Genomic DNA, 12,264 nt, shown 5'->3' on the forward strand with positions numbered 1-12,264 from the left:
ATCAGAAATTGACCCTCGCGCCGACGGTCATATAGGTGCCGACCACGTCATACAGCGTGCTGTTGACGGTAATCAGCGGCGGCTTGCGGTTGAAGACGTTGTTGACGTTGGCGAACAGGGTGAAGCGGTCCTCAATCTTGAACCGCGCGCCCAGGTCGACATAGGTCCGCGACGCGATCTTGTTGTTGATGAGCGTCGTGCGCGTCCGGTCGTAATTGCCGCCATCGATGTAACGGGCGCGGATGTCGAACCCGAAACTGCTATCTTCATAGGTCGCACTGAGCGTTCCGCGCCACTTCGGCGTTGCACGCAGCACCGCATCGCCGACGTCGCCGGCTGTCTCGACGCGCGTGATGCCGGTATCGAACACCAGCTTGTCGACATAGGTCGCAAGCGCGCGGATGCGCAGGCTGCCCGGCAGGCCCGAACTGACGTTCGACAGGTTGACGACATAGGATGCCTCCATATCCAGCCCACTCGTCTCGAAGCTTGCGATATTCTGCTGGGTGGCCGCAACCTGCGTCACCGTCCCCGTCGCATCGCGCGTGACGCTATCGCAGGCAGAGGTGACCCCGCGCGAACACAGAAGCGTCAGGTTTGACCCGTTGAGCGCTGTGATCGCACCGTCGATCTTGATCTTGTAGTAATCGACCGAGGCGCTGAAGCCGCGCAGAAACGACGGCGAATAGGTTGCACCAATCGATGTCGTATAGCTCACTTCGGGTACGAGATTGGGGTTACCGCCGGTATAGGTCGTGACGGCGGACGGCGTCGGATTATAGGCAGGGTTCGCTGCGGCCCGCCCAGCCCTGTCCTGATCGTTGAGCAGCCCGATGTTGATCGACCGGAGCGCGAACAATTCGCCGATACCCGGCGAACGAATGTCGCGCGACCGCGTTGCGCGAAGGAGCAGGTCGTTGAACAGCCGCGCGGTACCGCCAGCTTTCCACGTCCAGATGCCGCCGCTGGTGCTGTAATCGGAATAACGCGCCGCCCCGCTCAAATCGAGTTCCACCGCATTTTCAAGCTTGAGCAGCGGAAACAGCACTTCGCCGAAGGCTTCCTTGACGTTGAACCCGCCCGACGTGGGCGTCGAAAAGACGAGGATGCCGAAATTACTGGCATTCGCGACCGTGAAGTCTTCGCGCGATGAAACCTGTTCTTCCCAGCGCGCCTCGGCGCCGAGCGCGAGGGTCACCGGGCCAGCCCATAGCGAGAATAGATCCCCCTGAACTTCGGCGCCCACCGAATCGAGCTTGTTGGTGCTGAACGCCCGCTGCGCGCCTGTGACATAGGCGCGCGCTTCGGGGGACGCATTCAAGGCGCCGAAGGGATTCAGCGGCCGGCAGGCGGCATCGTCGTTCGCCGTGGTGGCGTCGGCATTGATCGCGCAGACGATTTGCCCGCCGCTCAATACCGCGTTGATCGCATTGTTGAACTGCCGGACAAGGCGCGAATTGCCCATCGTCTGATCGCTGTCGACCTCGCCATGGCTGTACCAGGCCTTGTAGCGGAAGCCGTTGCCGAAGGTGCCGTCGACGCCGATCGCGCCTTCCTTGCTGACCCGCTCACCGCGGAATTGCAGTTGCAGGATGTCGTTGAAATAGCGGCCGAAGGTGAAGCTCGTCTCCCCGGCGGCGGCAAGCCGATCGCGGATCGCGGTCGACAGATAGGGATTGTTCGCCTGGATCGTGAGATATGGCAGGCCGAGCGCTCCGCCGACCGTATAATCGCCGAAGAAGGGCGCGTTCGACACCGCGCGCGCATAGCTGCCATCCACCCAGAAAGTCGCATCGCCCACTTCGTAGCTCAGCCGGGCATAGGTGCTCAGCCGCTCGAACGGGGACGAAACCGGAATCGTGTCATAGAGGTTGATGCCGTCCGCGCCACCGACCATCCGGAGCGGAAACGCGCCCGCACCGACACTCGTGCCACGCGCGAAAGGCCGCAGCGTCCCGTCGGCGTTGAAGGTCTGTCCCGCGAGCACGCCGCTGGTGATGAGGCCGCCCAACGTGACGTTGCCGAAATTCACGTCGCGAACCAGTTCCGACCCCGTGCCCGACGGGATGAAATCGGGGCTGTTGAGCTGCTGCCGCGTGCTCCGCTGGATCACGCCCTCGTCTTTGACATATTCGCCGCCGATGATGAAATGACCGCGCCCGTCGGCGAAGCTCGTGCCGAATTTCGCATCGAAGCCATAGCGGAAGCCATCGCCGCGCGACGAAGTGCCGACATTGCCGCCGATCGAGAGGCCTTCATAATCCTTGTCGAGCAAGATGTTTACGACGCCAGCGACTGCGCCGGAGCCCCAGGCCGCCGACGCGCCGCCGGTCACGACCTCGACGCGCTCGACCAGATTCGTCGGGATGAAATTGAGATTGCCCTCACCCACGAAACGGCGACCGTCGAGCAGCACGAGCGTGCGGTTCGAGCCGAGGCCGCGCATGTCGACGGGTGCGGTACCGGTCGACGTGTTGCCGTTCGACACGCTTGGCGTCGTGGTCGGTCGGATTTGCGGAAGGTCGTTCAATACCTGCTGGATGTTCGGGCGCGCGCCGAGGCGCAGATCTTCTTCGCCGATCACCGTCGTCGGCGTCGGCTGATCATAGCCGGCGCGTGCGATGCGCGATCCGGTGACGAGAATCTCTTCGTCGGCCGTGGCCTCCGTGTCGGCGACGGTCTGCGCCGCGGCCGGCACGGCGAGCAACAATCCGGCCGCCAACGCCGCAATACTGCTGCCGCGCGCGATCCGGTAACCGAGTTTGTCGTTAAGGTTGTGCATCTCATCCGCCCCTTTGTGCTGAGCCGCTCGATGGCGGCTTATCTGGTTTCCCCTGCAATGAAGCTGCCATAATGTCCTATTCAGGACAATATATTTCTTTTGCGAGAAATTAAGCCCATAATTGACAAGGCGTTTAGGTTGAGGTCTGTAAACCGCCGGTGTCGAATCGGGCCCGAAAACTGGGATGACGGAGTTGCTGATGTTGCGCTTTTGCTCGCCGCTCGCTTTGGTTCTTGCCGCCGTGGCGGCGCAGCCCGTAGCCGCGCAGGACCTTTCGAAATACACTCCGCAAGCCTTGGAGAGCGAACTCGCGGCGCTCGCGGATTCGCGCATCGCGGTGATGGTGCCGATGCGCGACGGGGTACGCCTGTCGACAAACATCTATACGCCGAAGAACGCCAAGGGCCCGCTGCCGGTGATCCTGTGGAAGACGCCCTATAACGAACATAAGCTGCGCGGATCGACGCAGCGCTATGCGATCGAGGCGGCGCGACGCGGCTACATCTTCATCGTCCAGAACGAACGCGGCCGCTATTTTTCCGAAGGCAAATATGAGATTCTCGGCAAGCCGCAAACCGACGGATATGACACGCTGAGCTGGATCGCGTCGCAGGGCTGGTCGAACGGCAAGGTCGGCACGCTCGGATGCTCGTCCTCTGCCGAATGGCAGCTCGCCCTCGCTGCGCAGAACCATCCCGCGCACGCGGCGATGGTGCCGATGGCGGCGGGCGCCGGGATCGGCAAGGTCGGCCGTTTCCAGGAACAGGGCAATTGGTACACCGGCGGCGTACCGCGCAGTCTGTTCTTCGTCTGGCTCTATGGCGTCGACAATCCCGTCCGCGCCCAGCTTCCCGCCGACATCGACGAGGCCACCCGCGCGCGCGCAACGCTCAACAACGACCTCGCCGCGACCAAGCCCAGCGTCGACTGGAACAAACACATCAAGCACCTGCCGGTGGATAGCTTGCTGTCGAGCCTGGGCGAGCCGCCGCAGACCTTCGACACCCTTATCGCGCGCACGCCCGCCGACCCGGCTTGGCGCGAGGGCGGGCTTTATCACGACGACATGGGCTGGGGCGTGCCCGCGCTATGGTTCAATAGCTGGTACGACGTCTCGATCGGGCCGAATCTTGAGTTGTTCAACCACGCCCGCGCGAGCAAGACCGACGCCGAGGCGGCGGCAAACCAATATGCGGTGATCGCGCCCGTCACCCATTGCGGCTATTCGCGCCTCGGCAAGGATACAGTGGTCGGCGAGCGATCGATGGGCGACACGAGCTTCGATGTCGACGGTGCGGTCTTCGGCTGGTTCGATCGCTGGCTGAAGGGCGACAAAAAAGCCTTCCCCGACTCGACGCCGCACGTCCGCTATTTCGCGATGGGTGCCAACCAATGGCGCAGCAACGAGAGTTGGCCGCCCAAGGGTACCAAGCCGCTGCGCCTGTATCTCGACAGCGGCGGCGACGCGAACAGCCTCAACGGTGGGGGCCGCCTGGTCGCCGCCGCGCCCGCCACGGATACGCCCGACCGCTTCCGCTACGATCCGATGAACCCCGTGCCGACGGTCGGCGGCGGCGACTGCTGCAACGGCGGCATCGTGATCCCCGGCGCATTCGACCAGCGCGGCGTCGAGATCCGCGACGATGTGCTCGTCTATTCGACCGAGCCGCTGACCGAGGCGATCGAGGTGAGCGGTTTCGTCGACGCGCTGCTGAACGTCTCGTCGAGCGCGGCCGATACCGATTTCGCGGTGAAGCTGGTCGACGTCGCGCCCGACGGCACCGCGTGGATCATCGGCGATACGATTTTTCGCGCCCGCTATCGCGATGGCTTCGACAAGCCGGCGATGATGCGTCCGGGAGAGGTGTATCCAATCAGGCCGTCGCCGATCGCGACGAGCATCCGTTTCGGCGTCGGCCACCGCATCCGCATCGAGGTGACTTCGTCCAACTTCCCCAAATTCGTACGCAACCTCAACACCGGCGGCCCGAACGAGCGCGAGAGCAAGGGCGTCGTCGCAACGAACAGCATCCACCATGCGCCCGGCCGACTGTCCTATGTCGAATTGCCCGTGGTGCGATGAACTTCGGGAAGGTTCTTCGGCTCGAAGGAAATGATTGACGATACCCAATTGGGACAATATCGTCCTGATTAGAAAATTTGCGAAATGGGGGATGATGATGTTATTTTCTCGACGACAGGCGATTTGCGCCGCCGGCGCAGCGCTCGCCGCCCCCCTTGCCGCGCCTTATATCGCCCGTGCGAATCTCCAGATCAGCCCCTTCACGAACCGCGCCTATTCGAAGCGCGCGATCGAACTGGTCCAGCGCGCGGTCGTCGTGGACATGCTGGCCCCGATCAAGATCGATTTCGATCCCAGCTATTATACCAAGGCGCTGAGCGAAAAGGAAACCGCGGACTTTCGCGCCAGCGGCATCAACGCCATCCATCACGCGGTGGGCATCGGCGGCCCGACGGCAAAGGAACAGGCGCTCAGCTTCTTCGCGATCTGGGGCAACTTCGTCGCGCGCAACAGCCATGTCTTTACCGGGGTCGACAAGTTCGCCGACATCCTGCGTGCCAAGAAGGACGGCAAGGTCGCGGTGATCATGGGGCTGCAGAATGCGGACCATTTCAACCGCCCCGCCGACGTCAAGACCTTCTATGAGATCGGGCAGCGCTGCGCCCAGCTCACCTATAACTCGCAAAACCGCATCGGATCCGGGTCGACCGACCGCGTCGACGGCGGCGTCAGCGATTTCGGCGTCGAGATCATCAAGGCGATGAACGAAGTCGGCATGCTGGTCGACGTGTCGCATTGCGGCGACCGCACAACCCTGGACGCAATCGAGATTTCACCGAAGCCGATCGCGATCACGCACAGCAATTGCCGCGCGCTGATCGACCATCCGCGCGTCAAGACTGATGAGGCAATCAAGGCCTGCGCCGCGAAAGGCGGCGTGATGGGCATCACCGGGGTGCGCAATTTCGTGAGCAAGACCGATCCGACGACGATCGTGAACTATGTCGACCATATCGACCATGTGGTGAAGCTTGTCGGCATCGACCATGTCGGCGTCGGCACCGATTCCGACCTCTATGGCTATGACGATACGTCGCCCGAGATGAACAAGATGCTGCGCGGCGCCTATAAGGACAGCTACGCCTTTCGCGAGAAGATCGACATCGACGGGTTCGACCACCCGCGCAAGATGTTCGATCTGACCGAAGAATTGCTGCGCCGCAAATATTCGGACGCGAACATCCTTGCGGTACTCGGCGGCAATTTCCAGCGGTTGCTGACCGCGACCTGGGGCGGTTGATGAACGCGCTGACCGACCGCCTTGCCGGTGCACTTGTGCTGCCGCAGCCCTATGTGCTGTTCCTGGGCGACACGACGATCGCCGGTTACGCCAAAACCGCCTTTGGGCTGAAGGATTGGGCGCCCGACAAATGTGTCGGCGAACTGCGGCTGCCCGGCGCCACGGTCACCACCGGGCTGGAAGCGCTCACCGCCGCCGAAGCGCGGGCACGCGGTGCGCGCGCGCTGGTGATCGGGGTCGCCAACCCGGGCGGGGTGATCCCGGCAAATTGGCGTGCATCGTTGATCGAGGCGCTGGAGGCGGGCCTCGACCTGATCGCGGGCATGCACATGCGTCTCGCCGACATTCCCGAACTCGCCGAAGCGGCGCACCGGCTCGGCCGCCAACTGATCGACGTGCGCGTGCCACCCTCGCAGCTTCCGGTCGGAACCGGGCGGAAACGCAGCGGCAAGCGGCTGCTGACCGTCGGAACCGACTGCGCGCTCGGCAAGAAATATACCGCGCTGGCGCTATTTCGTGCGTTCGAGCAGCGCGGCATCGACAGTGATTTTCGCGCAAGCGGTCAGACAGGCATCATGATCGCGGGCGGCGGCATCCCGATGGACGCGGTCGTCTCCGATTTCGAGGCCGGTGCGGCCGAGCTGTTGTCGCCCGATGCGCCCGCAAACCATTGGGACGTGATCGAAGGTCAGGGCGCGCTGACCCACCCATCCTATGCCGCGGTGTCGCTTGGCCTGCTCCATGGCAGCCAGCCCGATGTCTTCGTCGTCTGCCACGAGCCCGGCCGTACCGAGATGCTCGGCACCGCAGGCTATACGCTGACCAGCGTCGAGGAAGTGGTCGAACTCACGATGCTGCTGGGCCGACGGACCAATCCCGCGATCCGTTGCGGCGGCTTTGCCTTCAACACCTCGGCGCTCGACGAAGAGACGGCGACCGAGCTGATGGCGCGTGAGAGCGCGCGGCTGGGCCTGCCCGTGGCCGATCCGATCCGCGGCGGGCCTGCATTCGACGCCCTCGTCGATAGCTGCCTTGCATGAACCCCTTTGATCTTCGGAGACCTTGCATGACCCGATTCCCGGCCCTGCGCCGTACCGCATATGCCGCCGCGCTGCTCGGCTCGATCGCCCTGCCCTCCGTCGCCACGGCGCAATCCGCTGCGGAAACCAGCTATAGCATCCCGCAGGACCGGATCGGCGGGCTTGCCGATTTCGTCGACGGCGTGATGGCGCAGCAGATCGCGACGCGCGAAGTCGCGGGCGCCATTGTCACCGTCGTCTATCGCGACAAGGTGCTATTCTCGCGCGGTTACGGCTTTGCCGATATCGACAAAAGCGTCGCTGTCGACGGGCAGCAGACGCTGTTCCGACCGGGATCGGTGTCGAAGATGTTCACGTGGAGCGCGCTGCTGCAACAAGTCGAAGCGGGCCGCGTCGACCTTGACGCCGATGTGAACAAATATCTCGATTTCAAAATCCCCGAGTTCGAGGGCAAGCCGATCCGCGTGCGCGACCTTTTGTCGCACACGCCGGGGATGAGCGATGTCGGCGGGCTGACCGCACCGACGCCCGACAAGATCACGCCCTATGTCGAATGGATGAAGACGCATATTCCCGTTCGCCATTGGGCCCCCGGGACCGAGACATCCTATTCCAACTATGGCTCGGTGCTCGCCGGCTATATCGTCGAGCGCGTGTCGGGCGAAGCTTTCCCCGATTATGTCGAAAAGCATATCTTCGCGCCGCTCGGCATGAATGCCACGACCTTTCGCGAACCGCTGCCCGCCGCGCTCGCACCCCGGATGGCGTCGGGCTATCAGGTCAAGGACGGGCGGCTGGTGGCCGAACCGTTCGAACTGTTCAGCCCGGTGATGCCCGCTGGGTCGGGCACGAGCAGCGGCCCCGACATGGCCCGTTTCATGATGGCGATGATGAACGGCGGCGCGCTGGGCAAGGCGCGCATCCTGAAGCCCGAGTCGGTCAAATTGCTGATGACCGATTCGGTCGCCAACGCCCCCGGCCTGCCCGGCATGGCGCACGGCTTTTTTGTCGTTCGTGAAAAGGGCCCGCGCATGGTTGGGCATGGCGGCAACACCGGCGATTTCCATTCGAACATGATTTTGGCGCCCGAGGCCGGGCTCGGCTTCTTCGTCTCCGAGACCGGCGGCCAGGGCAGCTATGGCGGGCGGACCGAACTGACCGAAGCGCTGATCGGCCGGCTGTTCCCGGTCGCTCCCGCCCCGCGCATCGCCGCACCGGCGGGTGAGGTGCTGCCGCTCGGCGCCTATCGCGGCAATCGCCGCGACTATGCGCGCACCCCCAACCCCGAACGCGACCTGAAAATCGCAGCGGCCGGACCGAATGCCGTCACCGTCACCAGCGAGGGCAAAACCACCTATTGGGAACGCGTCGGCCCGATGCGGTTCGAACAGGCCACGGGTGCCCGCGCCGGCGGCCCTTACGAGCAATTGCTGTTCCACGGCGCCGAGGGGCGCTGGCGCCTGTCCTTCACGTCGCAACCGCATGTTCTCTATCATTTTGTCCAACCCTGAGGAGAAGCCATCATGAAGCTGTTGATCGCACTCGCGCTCTCCTGCGCGCCCGTCGCCGCCCTCGCGCAGACCGTCGCGGCCGATACGCCCGGCAAGCTCGCCAGCGGCGTGCAATATGTGCAGCCCAAGGACTGGACCGCATCGAAGCAGGGCCCCGCGCTCGTCTTCACATCGCCCGAGGGAGACCTGCGTATTGTGGTCGCCGAAATCGGCGCTGCCGCCGACGCCGCGGATGCCGCCGCCAAAGCCTGGGCGGTCGTCCGGCCGGGTGCCGTGCCGACGCAGCGCACCAGCACCGCGGCGCCTCCGGCCGACGGCTGGGACGAGCGCGTGAGCTTTGCCTATGAAACATTGCCGACCGAGCGCGCCGCGCGCTCGGCAAGCGCGCTGCGCAAGGGCACCGCGTGGACCGTGCTGATCGTCGATGGTTCGGCTGGTACCGCCGCCAAGCGCTCGGCCGCGATGTCGGTGGTGTCGCAGGGCCTTCGCCCGGCGGGTTTCCAGAAGGAAAGTTTCGCCGGCAAGACCGCGCACGAACTCACGCCCGAGCGGATCAAGCTGCTCACCGACTTCGTCGAGCAGAGCCGTGAGGAACTCGAAGTCCCCGGCGTCGGCTTTGCGCTGATCGACGATGGCAAGGTGCTGTGGCAGGGCGGCTTCGGCGTTCGCGCGCTCGGCTCGCCCGAAAAGGTCGACGAGCACACCAAGTTCATGATCGCGTCGAACACCAAGGGGATGACCACGCTCCTCCTGTCGACGCTTGCCGACGAAGGCAAACTGCGCTGGGACGAGAAGGTCGTCGACCTGTATCCAGAGTTCCGCCTCGGCAATGACGAGGTCACCAAGTCGGTACTGGTCAAGCATCTGATCTGCGCTTGCACCGGTTTGCCGCGCAAGGATTTCGGCTTCATCCTCGCCGACAAGGGACAGCCTGCCGCGGACACGTTCAAACAGCTTGCCGCGACGATGCCGACCAGCAAGTTCGGCGACCTGTTCCAATATAACAACCAGCTCGCCTCGGCGGCGGGCTATGTCGGCGGGCACATCCTCTATCCGAAGATGGAATTCGGCGCCGCCTATGACCGGGCGATGGAAGAGAAAGTCTTCAAGCCGCTCGGCATGAAGGACAGCACCTTCGATTATGCCGAGGGCATGGCGGGCAATTGGGCGGCGCCGCACGGCCTCGACATCGACGGCAAGGTGACTTTGATGTCGAACGACTTCAACTGGTCGCCCTATCCGTATCGCCCTGCGGGCGCAGCCTTTTCCACCACCGCCGACATGGTGCGCTATGTCCAGCTCGAACTCGGCAAGGGCATGCTCGACGGCAAGCGCCTGGTGAGCGAAACCAACCTGCTCGCGCGCCGGGAAAAAGGCGTGCAGGTCGGACCCGACAGCTGGTACGGCATGGGCCTGTTCCAGCGCGACGCATCGGGCGTGCAGGTCGTCACGCATGGCGGCACATTGGTCGGCTATCACAGCACCTGGTTTGCGCTTCCCGAGTCCGGTGTCGGCATGGTGATCCTGACCAACAGCGATCCGGGCGCATCGATGCTGGCGCCGACGCTCCGCCGCCTGCTCGAAATACTCTATGACGGCCAGCCCGAGGCGGCGCGCGATATCACCGCGGCGGCGACACGGATCAAGGCGCAGGCCGGTGCGAAGCGCGAGCGGTTGACCTATCCGGGCGACGCAGCGGTGCTGGCGGGCCTCGCCGGTCACTATCGCGACCCGTCGGTCGGGCAGATCACGATCAGCGAAAAGAACGGCCAGAAATGGATCAAGGCCGGCTTCGTCGAGGGGCCGATCGCGACGCGCAAGAATGCCGACGGCAGCATGTCGATCATCTCGGTCGGCCCCGGCAACATCGGCGTCGATGCGCTGGTCGGCACCAAGGACGGCAAGCGCACGCTCAGCATCAACGACGGCCAGCAGACGCAATATCTGTACGTCGAGGACTGAAAATCAGGGAGATTTCCGCATGACACGGCCGTTCGCGCTTGCCCTTGCCTCGTTGCTGCTGGTCGGCGCGGCCGCGCCTCCGCCCGCCGCCTATGACATCGTCATTCGCGGCGGCCGCGTGCTCGACGGCGCGGGCAATCCTTGGGTCACCGCCGACGTCGCGATCAAGGACGGCCGCATCGCGCGCGTCGGCGTGATCGAGACGAAGGGGAAACAGGAGATCGATGCGCGCGGCCGCTATGTCTCGCCGGGGTTCATCGACATGCTTGATCAGTCGGGACGCGTGCTGCTGCGCGACGGATCGGCGGCAAACAAGCTCCAGATGGGCGTCACCACGCTGATCGCCGGCGAAGGCGGAACCGCGGTCCCCGCGGGCGAACTCGCGGGTTATTTCAACACGCTCGAGACGCAGGGCATCGCCGTCAACTTCGGTACCTATTATGGCGCGATCCAGGCGCGCGTGAAGGTGATGGGCGATGGCGATGGCGCCCCGAACGAAACCCAGATGCGCGCCATGGAGGATGAGGTGCGTACCGCGATGAAGGCGGGTGCATTCGGCATTTCGTCGGCGCTCATCTATTCGCCGGCGAGCTTTCAGGCGACGGACGACCTTGCGCGGCTCGCTGCAATTCCGGGCAAATGCGGCGGCTTTTATGCGACGCATATGCGCGACGAGAGCGACAAATTGCTCGCCGCGATCGACGAGGCGGTCCAGATCGGCGAACGCAGCGGCGCGAAGGTCGAGGTGTTCCACATCAAGGCCGCCTATGCGCCGCTGTGGGGCAAGCTGATGCCGCAGGCGATCGCGCGGATCGAGGCGGCGCGGACGCGCGGCGTCGACATCGGCGCGAATATCTATCCCTATCGCGCCGGTGGCACCGGGCTCGACGTCACCGTTCCGACGCATGTCTTCGCAAAGGGCCGCGAGGCAGCGCATGAAGCGGTGCGCGATCCCGCCGTTCGTGTTCAGCTCAAAAAGGAACTCGCCGCCGGGCCGCAGGCGGACTGGTCGAACCTGGTCCATGCGTCGGGCGGGTGGAAGAATGTCGTGCTCGCTAACGGTCAGGCCGAACAGTACAAGCGCTTCAACGGCCAGAATTTCGCCGAGATCGGCAAGGCGCTGGGCAAGGATCCCGCCGACGCCGCGTGGGACATCTGGCTTGCCGCGCTGCCCGCGCGCGCGTCGGCGCTCTATTTCATGATGGACGACAAGGACATCGACCTCGCGATGAAACAGCCGTGGGTCAGCATCGGGACCGACGCCTCGGCAGCGGACAGCACGGTCGCCGCCGAAACCGCGGGGCGGCCGCATCCGCGCTCCTATGGCACCTTTCCGCGCATCATCGCCGAATATGTCCAGGCACGTCCGGTGCTGACGTTGCCCGACGCGATCCGCAAGATGACCGGCTGGCCGGCGCAGCGGCTAGGCCTCTCCGATCGCGGGCTGCTACGCGAAGGCATGCGCGCCGACATCGTCGTCTTTGACCTCGCGGCGATCAAGGACCGGGCGACCTATGAAGCGCCGACGGCAGCGCCCGAAGGCATCGGCGACGTGATCGTCAACGGCGTCGTCGCTCTGGCCAAGGGGCAACCGACCGGTTCGCGGAGCGGCAACGTCCTGCGTCATGCGTGCACCGCGATCTGAG

The 12,264-nt window shown here is 64.3% G+C and carries 7 protein-coding genes; 6 read left to right on the forward strand and 1 reads right to left on the reverse strand.

Annotated features, from left to right (window positions below; translation table 11 throughout):
• Nucleotide 1: 1 nt before the first annotated feature.
• Entirely contained in the window at nucleotides 2-2,782 is a 2,781-nt protein-coding gene (locus KEC45_RS13670; protein WP_062178195.1) for a TonB-dependent siderophore receptor, read from the reverse strand.
• Nucleotides 2,783-2,981: 199 nt separating this feature from the next.
• On the opposite strand from KEC45_RS13670, the gene KEC45_RS13675 reads away from it, so the two are divergent.
• The 6 genes from KEC45_RS13675 to KEC45_RS13700 are packed head-to-tail and all read left to right on the forward strand — an operon-like array spanning nucleotide 2,982 to nucleotide 12,263.
• Nucleotides 2,982-4,865, forward strand: coding sequence for a CocE/NonD family hydrolase (locus KEC45_RS13675; RefSeq protein ID WP_202966782.1), 1,884 nt, complete (start codon nucleotides 2,982-2,984; stop codon nucleotides 4,863-4,865).
• A 34-nt stretch (nucleotides 4,866-4,899) separates the two neighbouring features.
• Nucleotides 4,900-6,105: a dipeptidase gene (locus tag KEC45_RS13680; RefSeq protein WP_252171112.1), complete on the forward strand. Its 1,206-nt coding sequence runs from the start codon at nucleotides 4,900-4,902 to the stop codon at nucleotides 6,103-6,105.
• Complete coding sequence (locus tag KEC45_RS13685) at nucleotides 6,105-7,145, forward strand: DUF1611 domain-containing protein (RefSeq protein ID WP_062178189.1); 1,041 nt, start codon at nucleotides 6,105-6,107, stop codon at nucleotides 7,143-7,145. The genes KEC45_RS13680 and KEC45_RS13685 overlap by 1 nt, the downstream gene beginning before the upstream one ends.
• A gap of 26 nt (nucleotides 7,146-7,171) precedes the next feature.
• Nucleotides 7,172-8,656 carry a serine hydrolase gene (locus tag KEC45_RS13690; protein WP_062178186.1) on the forward strand — a complete coding sequence of 495 codons (1,485 nt, stop codon included), beginning with the start codon at nucleotides 7,172-7,174 and terminating at the stop codon, nucleotides 8,654-8,656.
• Between the two features lie 12 nt (nucleotides 8,657-8,668).
• On the forward strand, nucleotides 8,669-10,618 hold the full coding sequence (locus tag KEC45_RS13695; protein ID WP_062178183.1) for a serine hydrolase: 1,950 nt from the start codon (nucleotides 8,669-8,671) through the stop codon (nucleotides 10,616-10,618).
• Between the two features lie 19 nt (nucleotides 10,619-10,637).
• Nucleotides 10,638-12,263 carry an amidohydrolase family protein gene (locus KEC45_RS13700; RefSeq protein WP_062178179.1) on the forward strand — a complete coding sequence of 542 codons (1,626 nt, stop codon included), beginning with the start codon at nucleotides 10,638-10,640 and terminating at the stop codon, nucleotides 12,261-12,263.
• The last annotated feature ends 1 nt before the right edge of the window (nucleotide 12,264 follow it).

It is taken from the genome of Sphingopyxis sp. USTB-05, from assembly GCF_023822045.1.
Taxonomy (GTDB): Bacteria; Pseudomonadota; Alphaproteobacteria; order Sphingomonadales; family Sphingomonadaceae; genus Sphingopyxis.

Coding starts and splice junctions, on each gene's coding strand:
- KEC45_RS13670 (WP_062178195.1), bottom strand. CDS start 2,782: ATGCACAACCTTAACGACAAACTCGGTTACCGGATCGCGCGCGGCAGC.
- KEC45_RS13675 (WP_202966782.1), top strand. CDS start 2,982: ATGTTGCGCTTTTGCTCGCCGCTCGCTTTGGTTCTTGCCGCCGTGGCG.
- KEC45_RS13685 (WP_062178189.1), top strand. CDS start 6,105: ATGAACGCGCTGACCGACCGCCTTGCCGGTGCACTTGTGCTGCCGCAG.
- KEC45_RS13690 (WP_062178186.1), top strand. CDS start 7,172: ATGACCCGATTCCCGGCCCTGCGCCGTACCGCATATGCCGCCGCGCTG.
- KEC45_RS13695 (WP_062178183.1), top strand. CDS start 8,669: ATGAAGCTGTTGATCGCACTCGCGCTCTCCTGCGCGCCCGTCGCCGCC.
- KEC45_RS13700 (WP_062178179.1), top strand. CDS start 10,638: ATGACACGGCCGTTCGCGCTTGCCCTTGCCTCGTTGCTGCTGGTCGGC.